Origin of the sequence: Streptomyces sp. NBC_00076 (assembly GCF_045041235.1) — a bacterium.
Lineage (GTDB): Bacteria > Actinomycetota > Actinomycetes > Streptomycetales > Streptomycetaceae > Streptomyces.
The window spans coordinates 1687255-1703038 of record NZ_CP108242.1 but is presented as its reverse complement, the minus strand read 5'-3'; the positions used below and the strand labels follow the sequence as shown (position 1 = coordinate 1703038).

Genomic DNA, 15784 nt, shown 5'->3' with positions numbered 1-15784 from the left:
CTCGGTATGGCGAAGACCCAGCTGAACGTGCGCGTGGACGAGGGCACGGCCCGCGCGGCCCGCGAGCGTGCCCTGGCCCGTGGCCTGAGCGTCAACCGCTACATCGAGGAACTGGTCAAACAGGACACCGGGGAGGTGGGCCACACCTTCGTGGAAGCCGCCGCCGACTTCATGAAGCAGTACGAGTCCGTCTTCGCCGAGGAGTTCGGCTCGGAGCGCGAGGGCCGTTGAGTGATCTGAGCATCGACCTCGCCTGGCTGCTGATGCTCGCCGAGCAGAAGACGCCGGGAGACCCCCAGGTCACCGACTGGGGCGCTCTCGTCGCCGCCGTGGCGCGCCACGAGGCCGAGATATTCGAGGTCCCGGTCTACGACAGCCCGCACGCGCGTGCCGCCGCGCTGCTCCAACTCCTCATCCACGTCCCCGCGTTGGAACGCTCGAACGCCCTCTTCGCGGTCGCGGTCGCGTACGCCTACCTGGTGGCCGGCGGACTCAAGGTCACGACCTCGCCCGAGCAGGTCCGCGACCTGGCCCGGCTGGTCAAGGGCGGCGAGGCCTCGGTCCACGACATCGCGCACGAACTGCGGCGGTGGACCCTGTGATCACCGCCCGTCGGCGGACGCCTCGGTCGCCGGACGCCACGCGGTGCCCAGCACGCAGTACGACATGGGCAGCTTCGGTCCGTTCTCCGGCATTGCCATCCGCCGGTAGGGGCCGAGTTCGAAACCGGCGTCGCGCAGCGCCGCGACCGGGTCGCGGGTCAGATGACAGCCGCCGCTCAGCACCGGCCACACCGTGCGGTCGAGCGCGCGCTGGGTGAACCTCATCGTCGGGCCACCGCCCCGGCCGTGCTCGAAGAACCGCACCTCGCCACCGGGCCGCAGCACCCGGCGCACCTCCCCGAGGGCGCGCGGCAGATCCCGCACACTGCACAGCACCAGTGAGATCACCGCCGCGTCGAAGGCCTCGCTCTTGACCGGCAGTGCCTCCGCGGCACCCGGCACCACGTCGACGGGCACCTCGGACCGCAGGGCGGACTCCACCGCCAACTGCCGCAGCAGGCGCTCCGGTTCGATCGCCACGACCTCCGAGACCGCGCGCGGATAGTGCGCGAAGTTCAGGCCGTTGCCCGCGCCGATCTCGATCACCCGCCCCGACAGGCCGGCCAGCATCCGTTCGCGGATCCGGCCCATGCCCATTCTCGTCTCGGCGCTCACACTGGCCCGGGCGTAGTACCGGGCGAACAGCGGGTGGTGGACGGCGTCCCGGGACACCTTGCCGGAGCCGGTGGGCCGGAGCGGTAGCGGCATGGCAACCTCCCTGCAGGCGGACCTCACCACGATTCTCCCCCTAACGGGCGCCTCGCACCCCCCGCGGTTGTGCCACCCGGAGCAGCCGCTGGTCGCCCGGACGGCCGCCGAGACTGCCACCCACCAGGGGTGCGCGGACGACGGAATCGGCAGTCGCCCGCGCCTGGAGCCGGAGCCCCGACCGATCGTGAGATCTGCCTCCGCCTCCCACCGAGTCCCCGCACGATCGACCACCCTGCGAGGTGCCTTCTCCCGGTCGGCATCAGCTCCCGGATCGGCCGGTCCGGCTCCTCGTGGAAGTGGCACAGACCCTAGGGAGCTTCGCGCCTGCGGAACGCCTCCGAGTCCCATGTGCCGTCCAGCCGTGGCGCCAGCCAACTCGGCGCCGCCGTGCGGAAGTCGGCGGGGGCGAGCGTCGCGGCCCCGGCGGGCAGGGCCCCGAGGAGGGGTGCCCCGCACACCTCCGGCAGGTCCACGAGGTTGCAGCGCGACGCCAGATCCGGCACGTCGGGCCAGCTACCCATCACGACTCCGGCCAGATCGAGGCCGCGCCCGCGGAGTTCACGTGCCGTCAGTTCCGTGGTGTTCAGCGTGCCCAGGCCGGCCGACACCACCACCAGCACCGGCGCGGCCAGGAGTTCGGCCGCGTCGGCCAGCGTCCCGCCCTCCGCGTCGAACCGGACGAGCAGTCCGCCCGCCCCCTCGACCAGCACCAGATCGTGCTCGGTGGCCAGTTTGGCGGCGGCCTCGGCGATGTCCTGCGGGCGCACCGGAGCCCGCCCGGCCCGGCGCGCGGCCGTCGCGGGCGCCAATGGGTCGGGATACCTGGCGATTTCGGCCGCCGTCACGGCACCCGCGAGCCGGGTCACCTCCTCGGCGTCCCCCGGTTCGTCGGGTTGTACGCCTGTCTGCGCGGCCTTCAACACGGCCACCGACCGTCCGGCCGCGAGGCCGGCCGCGGCGACGGCGGCGGTCGTGACCGTCTTGCCGATCTCCGTACCCGTGCCCGTGATCACCAGGACCGGCATCTCATCACTCCCACTCGCCCGTGCCGCTCAACGCGCCCATCCCACTCGTGCCGCTCAACGCGCCCATCCCACTCGTGCCGCTCAGCGCGCCCATTCCACTGGTGCGGCCCAACTCGCTCATTCCACACGCACCACGCCAGGCACCCGTGCCGCTCACCCCCGCTCACCCCACTCGCGCCGCCGCGCACACCGCCCGCGCGATCCGCGCCACGTCCGCGTCGCCGGTGACGTACGGCGGCATCGTGTAGACGAGGTCGCGGAACGGCCGCAGCCACACGCCCTCGCGCACGGCGGCCGCCGTGGCCGCCGTCATGTCGACGGCGTGGTCGAGCTGGACGACACCGATCGCGCCGAGGACCCGAACGTCCTTCACTCCCGGCAGCTCCGAGGCCGCGGCCAGCCCCTCCCACAGTCCCGCCTCGATCCGCTTGACCTCCGACAGCCAGTCCTGGCCCAGCAGGAGTTCGATGGATGCGCAGGCGACGGAGGCCGCCAGCGGGTTGCCCATGAAGGTGGGGCCGTGGGCGAGCACCGGGACCTCGCCGCGTGAGATGCCGTCGGCCACGCGCGCGGTGCAGAGCGTCGCCGCCATCGTGAGATAGCCGCCGGTCAGCGCCTTGCCCACGCACATCACATCCGGAGTCACCGCCGCGTGCTCCGCCGCGAACAGCGCGCCCGTGCGCCCGAACCCGGTCGCGATCTCGTCGAACACCAGCAGCACGTCGTGCGCGTCGCACGCCTCGCGCAGCACCCGCAGATACGCGGGGGAGTGGAACCGCATCCCCCCGGCGCCCTGCACCACCGGCTCGACGATCACCGCGGCCAGCTCGTCGGCGTGACGCGCGATCGCGGAGCGCAGAAGCTCGGCGTACGACTCCTCGTATCCGGCGGGCGGCGCGTCCACGAAGACCTGCCGGGGCAGCACCCCGCTCCACAGCTCGTGCATCCCGCCCTCGGGGTCGCACACCGACATCGGCTGCCAGGTGTCGCCGTGGTAGCCACCGCGCCAGGTCAGCAGCCGTTGTTTCGCCGGGCGGCCGAGCGAGCGCCAGTACTGCAGGCACATCTTGACCGCGACCTCGACCGACACCGAACCCGAGTCGGCGAGGAAGACATGCTCCAGACCTTCGGGCGACATGTCGACAAGGAGCTTCGCCAGCCGTACGGCGGGCTCGTGCGTGAGACCGCCGAACATCACATGGCTCATCCGACCGAGCTGTTCACGCGCGGCCTCGTTCAGAACCGGGTGGTTGTAGCCGTGGATCGCCGACCACCAGGACGACATCCCGTCGACCACCTCGGCATCCGCACCCCCGGCCGTCCGGACCTTCAGCCGCACCCCGCTCGCCGACTCCACGACGAGCGGGTCCTGCCGGCCGGGCATGGGGCCGTACGGATGCCAGACGTGGCGCCGGTCCAGCTCCAGCAGCTCGGGCACGGTCAGCTCGGGCACCGGCAGGTCAGGCATTGGGCGCGAGGTCCGTTCCGGCACCCCGACGGCGTACGGCGACCAGATCCGTCCGGGGCTCGACCGCCGTGGCCGCGGCAGCGGAACCGCACACCCCGCCGTCCGCGTGCGACCCGCACCCGGTGCCCTCCTGGGACCCGCAGCCGGCCTCCTCGTGCGACCCGCACCCGGCGCTCCCGCTGTCGTGCGACCCGCAGCCGCCACCGGCCGCCACCCGGTGCTCGGGGAGAGTGACCTGGTCGGTGCCCTCCACCTCGAACCCGGCGTCCGCGATCATCTCCAGGTCGGCCTTGCCCGCCTGACCCTCGGTGGTGAGGTAGTCGCCGAGGAAGATCGAGTTGGCCAGGTTGAGGGCGAGCGGCTGCATGGTGCGCAGATGTACCTCGCGGCCGCCGGCGATACGGACCTCGACGTCCGGGCAGACGAACCGGACCATGGCCAGGATCCTGAGGCAGCGCTGCGGGGTGAGGTTCCACTCCTTCGCCAGCGGGGTGCCCTCGACCGGGATCAGGAAGTTGACCGGAACCGAGTCCGGGTCCAGCTCGCGCAGCGAGAACACCACGTCCACCAGGTCCGCGTCCGACTCGCCCATACCGGCGATCAGACCCGAGCAGGCCGACAGGCCGGCCGCGTGCGCCTTGGTGACCGTGTCGACCCGGTCGGCGTACGTGTGGGTGGTCGTGATGTCCCCGTACGTCGCCTCGGACGTGTTCAGGTTGTGGTTGTAGGCGTCCGCGCCCGCCTCGCGCAGCCGCTCCGCCTGGCCGTCGGAGAGCAGTCCGAGACAGGCGCACACCTCGACGCCCTCGTTCTGTTCCTTGATGGTTTTGATGGTGCCCGCGACCCGGTCCACGTCCCGGTCGGTGGGACCGCGGCCGGACGCCACCAGGCACACCCGTTTGGCGCCTCCCGCCAACCCGGCGGCCGCCGCCTCGGACGCCTGATCGGGCTTGAGCCAGGTGTACTTGAGGATGCCGGCGGTGGAGCCGAGCCGTTGCGAGCAGTAGGAACAGTCCTCCGGGCACAGGCCCGACTTGAGGTTGACGAGGTAGTTGAGTTTCACCCGTCGGCCGAACCAGTGCCGGCGTACCTTGCCGGCCGCGGCCACCACATCGAGCAGGTCGTCGTCGGAAGTGGCGAGGACGGCGAGCGCCTCCTCGCGGCTCGGCACCTCGCGCCGCAGCCCCTTTTCCACCAGCGTGTTCAGCAGGTCCATGAAAGCCGATCCTGTCCTAAGGAGCCGTCCGGGGCCAAGGAGAGTTCGCACAACAGAGGCGCTTCGACGTGTGGGTATCGCCACACACTGGGTGCCTGGTTGTCCCGCTAGTGTCTGTGCACTGCCTACAAAAGCCAAAAGCCCTGGAGGACCGATGGCGTTCGGCTGGATCGACGAGGAGGCGGAACGACGCCGCCGCGCCGGGCTCGTACGGACGCTGCGTCCCCGCCCCGCCGACTCGCCGCTCCTGGACCTCGCGAGCAACGACTACCTGGGCCTGGCCCGCCATCCCGAGGTCACCGAGGGCGCGGCCGAGGCCGCCCGGACCTGGGGCGGCGGCGCGACCGGCTCGCGACTGGTCACCGGGACCACCGCGCTCCACGCCGAGCTGGAACGCGAGCTGGCCGACTTCTGCGGCTTCGAGGCGGCCCTCGTCTTCTCGTCGGGCTACGCCGCGAACCTGGCCGCGGTCACCGCGCTCGCCCCGCACGGCTCGCTGATCGTCTCCGACGCGGGCAACCACGCCTCGCTGATCGACGGCTGCCGACTGGCCCGGGGCACCACCCAGGTCGTCGGGCACGCCGACCCGGACGCCGTGGGCAAGGCCCTGCGGACGCACGAGGGCCCCGCCGTCGTGGTGTCCGACACGGTCTTCTCGGTGGACGGCGACGCGGCCCCGCTGGCCGCCCTGGCCGCGGCATGCCGGGAGCGCGGCGCCGGGCTGGTGGTCGACGACGCCCACGGACTCGGCGTCCTGGGCGACGGCGGCCGCGGCGCCCCGCAGGCGGCGGGTCTCGCGGGGGCGGACGACGTCGTCGTAACGGTCACGCTGTCCAAGTCGCTCGGCAGCCAGGGCGGCGCCGTGCTCGGCCCCGCCCGAGTGATCGACCACCTGGTCAACGCGGCCCGGACGTTCATCTTCGACACCGGCCTCGCCCCCGCGGCGACCGGCGCGGCCATGGCGGCGCTGCGGCTGCTGCGCCGGGAGCCGCACCGGGCGGCGCGGGCACGCGAGGTCGCGGGCGAACTCCACGCACGTCTGACCGCCGCGGGGTTGCGGGCGGTACGCCCTGACGCCGCGGTGGTCTCCGTGCGCGCGCCGTCCCCGGAGACGGCGGTCGGCTGGGCGGCCGACTGCCGTACCGCCGGGCTGGCCGTGGGCTGCTTCCGACCTCCTTCCGTTCCCGACGGCATCTCACGGCTGAGACTGACCGCCCGCGCGGATCTCTCCGCGGGGCAGATCGAACGCGCTGTACGGGTGATCGGCGAGACACGACCATGAGTCGGCGTGACACGGCCGTACGCCGCACCCTGATGGGCTGGGGGCTGATCAGGACCGGAACGCGGTCGTGAAGCCCGCCCAGCTCTCGGGGGAGAAGAGCAGCGCGGGTCCGGCCGGGTCCTTGGAGTCGCGTACGGCGAGCAGACCGGCCCAGCGGCCGGAATTCGGCCGGGTCGTCTCGACGCAGTTGTTGGCTCCGGTGCTGTAGCTGCTGCGCAGCCACCGCGCGTCGGGCAGATCGGTAGTGGAAGGTACGTGCCGAGGCAGTGCGGTCATGGTGCCTCCTTACGCGCCGTCACCTATCGCGGCGATGTAATCCAACGAGTCCTTGGGCGAAAGGGCGTGAAACTGAAGGGAGTTGAAGGCCTCGGTGTAGGCCTGAAGGTCTTCTTTCCGTTCGAGGTAGAGGCTACTCGTCAAGTGGTCGAGAACAACCACATCCAGATCAGACGTGCTCGAAAATGAGAAGATAACGAAAGGCCCGGTGACACCTATGTGTGCCCCGGCTGCGAACGGCAGTACCTGCAACCGCACTTGGGGCAGCCGTGCGGCCTCGACCAGGCGCTCCAGCTGTCGCTCCATCACCTTGGGGCCGCCGACCTCGCGCCGCAGCACCGCCTCGTCCAGTACGGCGCCCAGTGTCAACGGCGGTTGCGATCGCAGCACGTCCTGCCTGGCCAGCCGCACCTCGACCAGTGCGTCCACCCGCTCGTCGTCCAGGCCGTCGGCCGCCGCCCTGGTCACCGCCCGGGCGTACTCCGCCGTCTGCAACAGGCCGGGCACCACGGAGGTCTCCAGCGTGCGCATCTCGCTCGCCTGCGACTCCAGGCTGATGAAGTCCCGGTAGGTGGGCGGCAGCACCCCGCGGTACGCGTGCCACCAGTGATGCCGGCCGGTGCTCTCGTCGGACCCCGCCAACACCAGCAGCAACTCCCGTAGTTGAGAGTCACGCACTCCGTAGGCATCCAGCAGTAATCGCACATCGGCCGGTTTCACCCCACTGGCGCCGGTCTCGATGCGGCTCACCTTCGACTGGTGCCAGCCCACCAACCGAGCCGCCTCACCACTCGTGAGCCCCGTACCGGTGCGCAGGGAACGCAGTTCCGCGCCCAGTTTCCGGCGGCGCACCGCGGGACCGTGCTGCATGGCTACTCCTTACTCCAACCGAGGCACCCAAATACGCTCTGTCGTCATAGAGTTCACCGCTTCGAGCGACAGATATATGCATTCCTTGGTGGATCGCCTCCCGTGACCGCCGCGGTAATGGCAGTCTGGCGACGAAGCACCAGTCCGGGACCGTACTCGAACCATCCGCTCCGTGTCGGACTGCGGGCCCCTGGGAAAGGGACGACGTCGCCATGGCAGACCATCTGGAAGCATCCGTCACTCTGCCGAGCGTTCCCGCCTCGGTCTCCGCGGCCCGCGCCTATGTGCTCACCACCCTGGTGGAGTGGGGACTGGCGGCGGACTCGGACATCGCCGACAGCATCCGGCTGATCGTCTCCGAACTCACGACGAACGCCGTGCAGCACACGTTCGGGCAGTCACCCACCTTCACCGTGGACATCGCGCTCGACCGTGACGAACACCTGCGCATCGGTGTCACCGACAGCCACCCGCGATTCCCCCAACGACTGCCGGCCGCCGTCCAGCAGGACAACGGCCGGGGGATGGTGATCATCCGGTGGCTGGCCGCCGAGTGCGGCGGCAAACTGAGAGTCAGGCCCACCCGGGAGGGCGGCAAGACGGTCTTCATCGAACTGCCGTGGTCCGTCCCGGCCGAGCCGGTACCGGCGGCGGGACAGCAGGAGCCGTAGCCGTGCGGTGGGCGCGGCCATGGGTGAACGGGCACCCCGAAAGGCCCCACGGGGGCGACGGCGTGTCAGCTCGCCGTCGCCCCGCGCGGGAGGGTCACTTGACCCGGCCGTACCAGACGCTCTTCGTCCAGATCTTCTGCAGTCGGACGACGTCCCCGGTCTTCGGGGAGTGCCAGAGTTTGCCCTTCCCGGCGTAGATGCCGACGTGGTACACGTTCGAGCCCGAGTGGAAGAACACCAGGTCTCCCGCCTTGCGGCTCTTGGAGGAGATGTGGCGCGTCTTGTTGTACTGCTGGGCTGCCGTGCGGGGCAGCTTCTTGCCCGCTTTCTTGAACGAGTACAGCGTCAGTCCGGAGCAGTCGAACCTCTTCGGTCCGGTGGCCCCGTACTTGTACGCGGAGCCCTTCTTGGACGCCGCGACCTGGAGTGCCTTCGTCGCCGGCGTGGCGGCCGCGGCGTCGGAGGCGACACCCGGGACCACGATCGAGCCGCCGACGGCGGCGATGGCGAAGGCCGAGGCCGTACCGGCCCGGACCATGAGCGACGGGACACGATTGAGCGCAGTCATGCGCAACCCTTCGTCAGCCGCCTGTGAAGGATGACCTGTCGGATTCGGGCTGACAAAGTTGCCCGGCCGCTGACGCGGCTTCACCCCAAGGGCTGCTCGACCCGGCGTCTCCCATGCGGAGACGACCGTTCCGGCGACCCGTCGTGCTTGGGTCCTCCACTCCTGCCGATCCACTCCTGTCGACCGGTCATCCGGGCGGCGGCAGGACTCGGCGCCCGCCCGGATCGCCCCGCCGTTGTGGCGGGGTCTTGTCGTCAGTCACGGATCTTGACTCACGGATGTCCCAAAAACCCAATGGAACCGAGGGTTTGTGTTGTTACTCACCACTCACCCGTTCGGGTGGACACCCTCGTGTTCGAAGGGCTGTTGAAGGGCTCGCAGGTGCCCGGACCAGCATCGGAACGTCCTGATTCGTCCCCTGACTACGCGCGTTGCGCAAGCTGGAAGGGCCGATAAAAGGAGCCGCGTCTACTCCGAACAGCGGTACCCCGTTTGGTCCGTTTCGGCTCCGGTCCGGACGCTCGGGGGCGGGGCGGCGTGTCCGGACCGGCTGGCAGTGCGTCAACTGCCGGAGGTCGGCGGCACCGTGACGCGGGCCGTGCGGCGCTCCCCGTCCAGCACGCGCAGCGCACGCGCCAGCGTGTCGGCGTGCAGCTCGGTCTCGCCCCGACGGTGCATCAGCTCCAGCGCGTCCCGCAGCGCGGCCGCCTTGCCGACCAGCGCCTGCGCGGCACGCAGTCCTCGGTACGTGTCCCCGTGCTGCGCCGGGTTGATCCGGCCGAGCAGGTCGACCACGTCGAGGTAACGGTCGATCAATTCGCCCTCGGCGCTGGTGAGGGCGGGCAGCGGTGGCAGATCGGGCAGCATCGGGGGGTCACCTCGCGCCGGGTGCGGGACGTGAGGCCTTGCGGCTCGGGACGAGGCGGTCCACCAGGCCGTACTCCACGGCTTCCTCGGCGGTGAGGATCTTGTCCCGCTCGATGTCCGCGTGCACCTGTTCCGGCGTCCGCCCGGTGTGCCGTACGAGCAGCTCCTCCAGTCGGCTCCGTACCCGGGTCAACTCCTCGGCCTGAATGGCCAGATCGCTGGCCTGCCCCTCGATCGGCTCGGTGAACGCGGGCTGGTGGATCACCATCCGTGCGCCGGGCAGCGCGGAGCGCTTGCCCGGCGTGCCCGCGGCGAGCAGCACCGCGGCCGACGAGCCGGCCTGGCCCAGGCAGAAGGTCTCCACGTCGCACGTGACGTACTGCAGCGTGTCGTAGATCGCCGACATCGCGGTGAACGAGCCGCCGGGGGAGTTGATGTACAGCGAGATGTCCCGGTCGGGGTCCTGGTGTTCGAGGTACATCAACTGGGCCATCACGTCGTTCGCCGAGATGTCGTCGATCGGTGTGCCCAGGAAGACGATCCGCCCCTCCAGGAGCTTCGAGTACGGATCCATCGTCCGGGACCCGGAGCTGGTGCGTTCGGTGAACTCGGGCAGGACGTGGCGGGCGGACGGTCGGGTCATGGGTACCCCTCCTTCGGCGTCTGTAAAAAATGTACAGGATGTACGTGACGTTATGATGGGGACGCGTTCTAGTGATCAAGTTAAATGCCCAGGTCAGAGGCGCTCTTTTGCTCCTTGTGGGGGATCGTGTCTCACATTCCTGTCACTGTTTGCCGGGGGGGGCGTCGCCCTCACCTCCGGGACCTCCCCGGTTGTTCCCCCGATGTCGCTGGCCGGCCCTGACCTGCGAGATTGTCGCGGCTCGCCGCGGTATGAGCGTCCGTCAACGGGTGCGGGAGGCTCGGCTCTTCACTGCCGTACGTCAGCTGGCCGACTGGATCCTCAAGGAATGCCTCCAGAAGGCCGATTGGAATGCCGAGAAGCCGTACCTCATCCGAACGTGATCCCTTGATTTCTGCTGGTCAGGCATGGTTTCGCACGGGTGAGGGAGGCATGCGGCGTCTTGTGTCCGCTTCATGACCGAGGGGTGCGGTGACGTCGGTGTTGGGAATGCTGGAGGAGCGGGAGGCGGCTGCCCGTTTGCGGGTGGACGGTCTGCGGGAGGAAGCCGCGCGGTTGGCTGAAGTGTTGGAGGCCGCGGAGACCGAGCTGGACCGGCGGGTGATCGCGCGGGAGGAACTGGTCGAGGCCCTGGCTGTGTCCGCCGCCGGGACGATTGCCGTGACCGAGGTGGAGCAGGAAACAGTGTGCTCACCGGTGCCGGTGCCGGGCTCGACGGTGCCGCGTGGCGGGAGGGGCTGCCGGTGACGGTGCTGCCACCGGTGCCCGTGCCGAAAACCTCATCCACCCAGGTGGGAGGCGGTATGCGGAATGCGTGGGGCCTTGAGCGCGGATGCTCGGATCGGTACTCTCGCGCGGCTGGCGATCACCCGGCATGATGGCTGGTCGTGCTGCTGCGACTGGCCTGCCTGACCGTGACGAACGCGTTCGCCGTGTCTTCCACCTGGGCATCGGTGATGGTGCAGGGCGCTTCGGGACGTGGCTCGTCAGCCAGCCCGTCGAGCCGGCGTTGCAGAAATCTGGCCCGCCATCGTGCAACGGTCCCAGCAAGTCGATGTCGTCGACGACGATGAGGTCGCACCTGGTGAGCTTGGCGGCGGCCTTGGAGACCGTGTTGTCGACGGTGGCCCGCCCGAGATGGGCGGTGAGCGATTCCAGGGTGAAGCAGGCGACCTTCATGCCCTGGTCGATCGACTGGTTCGCCAGTGCCTCCGCCCAGGTGGCTCTTTCCCGTGCCGCTGGGCCCGGCGACCGCCAAGTTCTCCGCCCGGCTGGCCCATGCCAGCGTCATGAGCGCGTGCGGGTGGGAACCGGGATCGAGGATTCGGCCTCTTTCCAGGAGTCGAAGGTCTTGCCCCGAAGGCAGCTGGGCAAGACGGCGGTGATTTGCGCCGCGTCGCCTCGTCCCGGCCCTTGATCTCCGTTTCCAGGAGAATCCGGACGACCTCGGCCGGGTCCCAGCGTTGTGATCTCGCGGTCACAACCGGCGCTACCTGGTTCCTGGACGAGATCCGCAATGACCTCGCTGGTCGAGTCGCGCTGCCGGTCGAAGCGCTGCCCACGGACGAGACCCGCGACCTGCTTGTGCATGGCAGGTAAGCAGCTCTGTAAGTGCGCTCCCCATCTCGACGATCGACCGGCTGCGAGTTCGGGACTGACTCAAGCATCAAGGAGATCTGAGATCTGACCTCGGGCCGCATCCGGAGGCCGAGTCCGGCGCACGCACTCCGCGGCCTCCACTGGACTTCCGAATACGTTCCGAATACTATGGATCCATGACCATCTCAGCAGACCTCCCCGTGGCGACTCGGCGCTCCTCGGACCTGAGCAAGCACTCCGCCGAGGTCTTCGCCGAAGCCGAGGACCACCCCGTGACGGTGACCCGGCGCGACGGCGAGGCTCTGGTCCTGATGTCGCAGCGCGAGGCCGAAGGTCGTGCCCGCTTGCTGAACTTTGCCGCGCAGCTCATCACCGTCACCCTCGACGACCGCGGCTCGCTCGCCGAGCGGATGTCCAAGGCCTTCCCTTGGATGCTCGCGCTGTCGTCGGCCGACCGGGAGTCCTGCGCGCAGGACCTCGTCGATGCGGCGCGCGCGTCGTTCGCCACCGACCAGCCGCACCTCGCGATCGCAGAGCTGACCTCCTGGAAGGAGACGGCCACCGCCGTCGCGGCCGGGCTCAGCAGCGGCAGCGCCGGTCTGGAGTGGCTCGACGACGATGAGACCGTGGAGCGTCCGTAGCCGTGGCGGCCGCCAGGAAGGGCGAGCTGGTTCCTCGCCCTCCGAAGAAGATCGAGTACGAGATCCGCTTCGCCACAGCCGACGCGCAGAAGGGATGGCGCAACCTCGTCGCAACGATCCGCAACCCCATGACGGAGACCTGGGACTTCCTCACGCGGACGCCACTGTCCACGACGCCGACGAATTATCGACTCAAGGGTGAACTCGGCGTCATCGAGCGTGGCGGCGCGACCCATGAGCGGTGGCAGCACAAACCGACTGCGAAGGGCACCGCGCGCATCTGGTTCTACGTCCACGAGCGCACGGTCTTCCTGGAGCAGGTGCACACGAGCCACCCGAACGAGACGAAGTAGGCGCGCTTCGCAGCGTCGCACATCGTCGGTGAGCGATCATCCCATTGGGATGATCGCCGTGTGGCTGCCGCGACCGGGGACTTTGACTTCACTTGAGGGCGGCGCGGCCTTGTGAGGGCGACTCGATCTCCCCGATCACTCCGCGGAGGGGAAGTCTCTGCGTGAAGCGACTTCGTCAGCTTGAAGGGCTCGCGCCGCTAGTCCAAGAAATCGTGCATGCTCGATAGAGAGAGGGCTTTCTCGTCACACTGCGAACGCCTGCTCGACGGGGTCGCGAGCCCGGGGGTGACGCCGAAGTGCTGGGCGGAGGTGAACAGCGCCGAGGCGATCTCCGGTTGTCGTGGTCCACTCCATAGACTGCGGCCTGGTCCGCGCGATGACGCCGGTCCCGAAGTCGAGGGCGATCACCAGCATCGCCGGTGCCATCCCGGTCCAGTAGTCCGTCTCGGTCGCGTCAGGGAGGACCAGACCAGCAGGCTCGCGCTGCGGCACTGGGTGAGCGCGAACGCGAGAGGAGCGTGACCGCACCCCGTGCCGCCGGGTACCGCTCCCACGGCCCCCAGTCGTCCGGTGTGGCGCTCCGCGTCCACGATGTGCACTGGCCTGAGAGCCTTCCCGGCGCAGGATGGCGACGATCCGGTCGACTTGTGCCTGTGACAGAGGAGGCGCGCCCTCTGCCTTGGCGGCTCCCGCTTTCCGGAGGTCCTCGAGTGCGACCGGAGGGGCCGGGTGGCGCGGCCATCGTGTTCGCGAGGCGCTCTGATTGTCGGCGTGCTCTACGCTCACGGTCGTGCGTGCCGGGCGTCGAACTGACCGTGGTATATCGCTGCTGTTCTCGGCTGTGTCGCCTGCTGCAGCTGATGAACCCAACAGCTGCCTCCTTCCGACCAGGTCCATCTGCCACAGGTGCATGGGCGCTTCGCGCTGCCACGGGCTGTATTTGCGCGGATGTTGCTGTTCCTGGGGGCGGACCAGGCCGTTGCGGGACAGCACCCGGTGGACCGTGGCCCGCGAAGGCGCCGACTCCAGCCCACGAGCAGCCAGTTCGTGGGAGATCCGGCGGGCACCCCACCGGGGATGCCGGCGGCGCCGCTCGCAGATCTCGGTCTCAACCTCGGCGGACAGGCGCGTGGGACTGTTCCGCGGCCGGCGGGAGCGATCCAGCAGAGAGGGCATGCCCTCCTGCTCGAACCGCCGCCGCCAGCTGTGCAGGATCTGGCGCGAGGTGGCGTACCGGGCCGCGACCTCACCGATCGGAGACCCGCCGAGCACTTCGCGGACAGCCCGGTAGCGGTACTTATAAAACTGACGATCATCGTTGACACCTGGGTCTCCGATCACTACGGAGATCCACATGTCGAAGTCCAACCCCACCCCGCCGCTTGACCGTGAGGCCAAGCGGCGCCTGGCGGTCATACGCCACGTCGAAGAAATCAGCGGGAACGTCGCGATGTCCTGCCGCTACTTCGGGATCAGCCGGCAGGCGTACTACACCTGGTACCGCCGCTACCAGGCCGAGGGTGTTGAGGGCCTGCGCACCCGTTCCAAGGCCCCCAAGCACAGCCCCAATGCGATGCACGTCGAGGTCGTCGGGAAGATCATCTACCTGCGGCAGAACTACCACTTCGGCCCGGAGAAGATCGCGATGTACCTCAAGCGGTACCACGACGTCACCATCAGCAAGTCCGGCGTCTGGCGCATCCTCAACCGCCTGGACATGGGCCGCCTGCCAACCTCCCAGCGCTACAAGCGCCACGACCGCAGATGGAAGCGGTACGAGAAGCAGCTGCCCGGCCACCGTGTGCAGATCGACGTGAAGTTCATCGAGCCGCTCGCCTCGATGCCACAGGGGCGGCGCGGCGGCCGTAACAAGTACTTCCAATTCACCGCGATCGACGACTGCACTCGCCTGCGGGTGCTGCGGATCTACCCCACGCTGAACCAGGCCACCGCCATCCAGTTCCTGGACTACGTCATCCAGCGCCTGCCGTTCCAGGTCGAGGTCATCCAGACCGACAACGGGGCCGAGTTCCAGTCCGCCTTCCACTGGCACGTGCTCGACAAGGGCATCGCTCACACCTACATCAAGCCGCGAACACCGCGGCTGAACGGGAAGGTTGAACGTTCCCACCGCATCGACGCCGAGGAGTTCTACCGGCTCCTCGACGGCGTCATCATCGACGATGCCGAGGTCTTCAACGACAAGCTGCGCGAGTGGGAGGACTACTACAACTACCATCGCCCCCACGGCGGCCTCGGCGGCCAGACCCCCTACGAACGCCTCAAGCAGAGGACCGCGACCCAGGCGTAACCGGTAATCTTCAGTCGCACACTGACATTTGAAGACATCTCGCCGGATGACGTTGCGAGGGCGGATCACTGAAACGGCTTCCGTCGCGGGGAAAACACCGATGAGCAGGAGGCTGGTGTTGCCGATTAAGGAGTGACTGCCCCAGCAGACGTCGTGTCAGGTGGTCTCGTGTAGTACCGAAACCTGGCCAGCGCTCCGACTCGGCTGGGGCCGCTGTTGGGGCCTTGCGGCGCGCGCTGGGTGCCGCCATGGCCCAACTGGAGGTGGCGAGGCTGAAGTGCGCGGGAGGGCCTGCCTGGCCGGAAACAGGCTCGCGGAAGCTCTCCTGACCTTCATGCGGGTCACAACCAACGACCCAGCAGCCCAGGACGCCGCTTGCGCCTGCCGGACGGCCCTGACGGCGAACCTCACCACCGACAATGCACAAGCCGCATTCGCCCGCCGACACCTTGCCGCGGTCATGACCACCGACGCGGGCAGAGAAGCGGGTACTGCACTCGTCGACGCATTCACCCCACGCCTCGCACAACATCACGTGCCCCTCAGCGCGGATCTCTTCTCAAGCCTCCATGTCCTGCTCAGTGACCCGCCCACCAGAGCCGCCAGGCTCGGCGAGGTACTGCAGCACCTGTACAGCCGGATGAGCACGCAGCCAGCTCAGAACGCAGGATTCGCAGCCCA

The 15784-nt window shown here is 69.1% G+C and carries 18 protein-coding genes, 2 pseudogenes and 1 riboswitch; of the genes and pseudogenes, 8 read left to right on the top strand and 12 right to left on the bottom strand.

What is annotated here, in order from left to right; genetic code table 11:
* Window positions 1–6: 6 nt before the first annotated feature.
* Complete coding sequence (locus OHA64_RS07835) at window positions 7–231, top strand: antitoxin (RefSeq protein ID WP_356770380.1); 225 nt, start codon at window positions 7–9, stop codon at window positions 229–231.
* On the top strand, window positions 228–602 hold the full coding sequence (locus OHA64_RS07830; protein WP_405609927.1) for a fic family toxin-antitoxin system, toxin component: 375 nt from the start codon (window positions 228–230) through the stop codon (window positions 600–602). Before OHA64_RS07835 ends, OHA64_RS07830 begins: the two co-directional genes overlap by 4 nt.
* Here the strand turns inward: OHA64_RS07830 and OHA64_RS07825 are convergent, their stop codons facing one another.
* The 4 genes from OHA64_RS07825 to bioB form a co-directional block, all read right to left on the bottom strand.
* Entirely contained in the window at window positions 603–1310 is a 708-nt protein-coding gene (locus OHA64_RS07825) for a class I SAM-dependent methyltransferase (RefSeq protein ID WP_405609920.1), read from the bottom strand. It lies immediately after the preceding gene.
* 311 nt (window positions 1311–1621) lie between these two features.
* Window positions 1622–2338: a dethiobiotin synthase gene (gene bioD, locus OHA64_RS07820; RefSeq protein WP_405609917.1), complete on the bottom strand. Its 717-nt coding sequence runs from the start codon at window positions 2336–2338 to the stop codon at window positions 1622–1624.
* A 163-nt stretch (window positions 2339–2501) separates the two neighbouring features.
* Window positions 2502–3806, bottom strand: a complete 1305-nt coding sequence (locus OHA64_RS07815; protein ID WP_405609914.1) for an adenosylmethionine--8-amino-7-oxononanoate transaminase — start codon at window positions 3804–3806, stop codon at window positions 2502–2504.
* Complete coding sequence (gene bioB / locus OHA64_RS07810; protein WP_405609911.1) at window positions 3799–5022, bottom strand: biotin synthase BioB; 1224 nt, start codon at window positions 5020–5022, stop codon at window positions 3799–3801. Before bioB ends, OHA64_RS07815 begins: the two co-directional genes overlap by 8 nt.
* Window positions 5023–5176: 154 nt before the next feature.
* Between bioB and OHA64_RS07805 the strand changes: the two genes are divergently transcribed.
* The gene (locus OHA64_RS07805; RefSeq protein WP_405609908.1) at window positions 5177–6304 is read left to right on the top strand and encodes an 8-amino-7-oxononanoate synthase; all 1128 of its coding nucleotides are present in this window, start codon (window positions 5177–5179) and stop codon (window positions 6302–6304) included.
* A 48-nt stretch (window positions 6305–6352) separates the two neighbouring features.
* Here OHA64_RS07805 and OHA64_RS07800 read toward each other — a convergent pair whose 3' ends face one another.
* Window positions 6353–6580, bottom strand: a complete 228-nt coding sequence (locus OHA64_RS07800; RefSeq protein ID WP_405609905.1) for a DUF397 domain-containing protein — start codon at window positions 6578–6580, stop codon at window positions 6353–6355.
* A gap of 9 nt (window positions 6581–6589) precedes the next feature.
* Window positions 6590–7450, bottom strand: coding sequence for a helix-turn-helix domain-containing protein (locus OHA64_RS07795; protein WP_405609902.1), 861 nt, complete (start codon window positions 7448–7450; stop codon window positions 6590–6592).
* A gap of 212 nt (window positions 7451–7662) precedes the next feature.
* Between OHA64_RS07795 and OHA64_RS07790 the strand changes: the two genes are divergently transcribed.
* Window positions 7663–8121, top strand: a complete 459-nt coding sequence (locus OHA64_RS07790) for an ATP-binding protein (protein WP_405609899.1) — start codon at window positions 7663–7665, stop codon at window positions 8119–8121.
* A 94-nt stretch (window positions 8122–8215) separates the two neighbouring features.
* Here OHA64_RS07790 and OHA64_RS07785 read toward each other — a convergent pair whose 3' ends face one another.
* The 3 genes from OHA64_RS07785 to OHA64_RS07775 form a co-directional block, all read right to left on the bottom strand.
* The gene (locus OHA64_RS07785; RefSeq protein ID WP_405609896.1) at window positions 8216–8689 is read right to left on the bottom strand and encodes a C40 family peptidase; all 474 of its coding nucleotides are present in this window, start codon (window positions 8687–8689) and stop codon (window positions 8216–8218) included.
* A gap of 2 nt (window positions 8690–8691) precedes the next feature.
* A riboswitch (cyclic di-AMP (ydaO/yuaA leader) is annotated at window positions 8692–8835 on the bottom strand.
* A gap of 415 nt (window positions 8836–9250) precedes the next feature.
* The gene (locus OHA64_RS07780; protein ID WP_405609893.1) at window positions 9251–9556 is read right to left on the bottom strand and encodes a hypothetical protein; all 306 of its coding nucleotides are present in this window, start codon (window positions 9554–9556) and stop codon (window positions 9251–9253) included.
* Window positions 9557–9563: 7 nt separating this feature from the next.
* Window positions 9564–10199: an ATP-dependent Clp protease proteolytic subunit gene (locus OHA64_RS07775; RefSeq protein WP_405609890.1), complete on the bottom strand. Its 636-nt coding sequence runs from the start codon at window positions 10197–10199 to the stop codon at window positions 9564–9566.
* A gap of 471 nt (window positions 10200–10670) precedes the next feature.
* Here OHA64_RS07775 and OHA64_RS07770 point away from each other — a divergent pair, with 471 nt between their 5' ends.
* On the top strand, window positions 10671–10946 hold the full coding sequence (locus OHA64_RS07770) for a hypothetical protein (protein ID WP_405609887.1): 276 nt from the start codon (window positions 10671–10673) through the stop codon (window positions 10944–10946).
* Window positions 10947–11136: 190 nt separating this feature from the next.
* Here the strand turns inward: OHA64_RS07770 and OHA64_RS07765 are convergent.
* Both OHA64_RS07765 and OHA64_RS07760 read right to left on the bottom strand, forming a co-directional pair.
* A pseudogene (locus OHA64_RS07765) lies at window positions 11137–11241 on the bottom strand (helix-turn-helix domain-containing protein); the annotation flags it as partial.
* A gap of 62 nt (window positions 11242–11303) precedes the next feature.
* Window positions 11304–11378, bottom strand: a pseudogene (locus OHA64_RS07760) (hypothetical protein); the annotation flags it as partial.
* A gap of 596 nt (window positions 11379–11974) precedes the next feature.
* On the opposite strand from OHA64_RS07760, the gene OHA64_RS07755 reads away from it, so the two are divergent.
* A complete protein-coding gene (locus tag OHA64_RS07755; protein ID WP_405609884.1) occupies window positions 11975–12439 on the top strand; it encodes a prevent-host-death protein in 465 nt (154 codons plus the stop codon).
* 2 nt (window positions 12440–12441) lie between these two features.
* The gene (locus OHA64_RS07750; protein ID WP_351196477.1) at window positions 12442–12792 is read left to right on the top strand and encodes a hypothetical protein; all 351 of its coding nucleotides are present in this window, start codon (window positions 12442–12444) and stop codon (window positions 12790–12792) included.
* 243 nt (window positions 12793–13035) lie between these two features.
* On the opposite strand, the gene OHA64_RS07745 is transcribed toward OHA64_RS07750, so the two are convergent.
* Window positions 13036–14148 (bottom strand): helix-turn-helix domain-containing protein, encoded by a 1113-nt coding sequence (locus OHA64_RS07745; protein ID WP_405623894.1) that lies wholly within the window; start codon window positions 14146–14148, stop codon window positions 13036–13038.
* On the opposite strand from OHA64_RS07745, the gene OHA64_RS07740 reads away from it, so the two are divergent.
* The gene (locus OHA64_RS07740; protein WP_405609881.1) at window positions 14147–15103 is read left to right on the top strand and encodes an IS481 family transposase; all 957 of its coding nucleotides are present in this window, start codon (window positions 14147–14149) and stop codon (window positions 15101–15103) included. The two genes, OHA64_RS07745 and OHA64_RS07740, sit on opposite strands and share 2 nt — an antisense overlap.
* The last annotated feature ends 681 nt before the right edge of the window (window positions 15104–15784 follow it).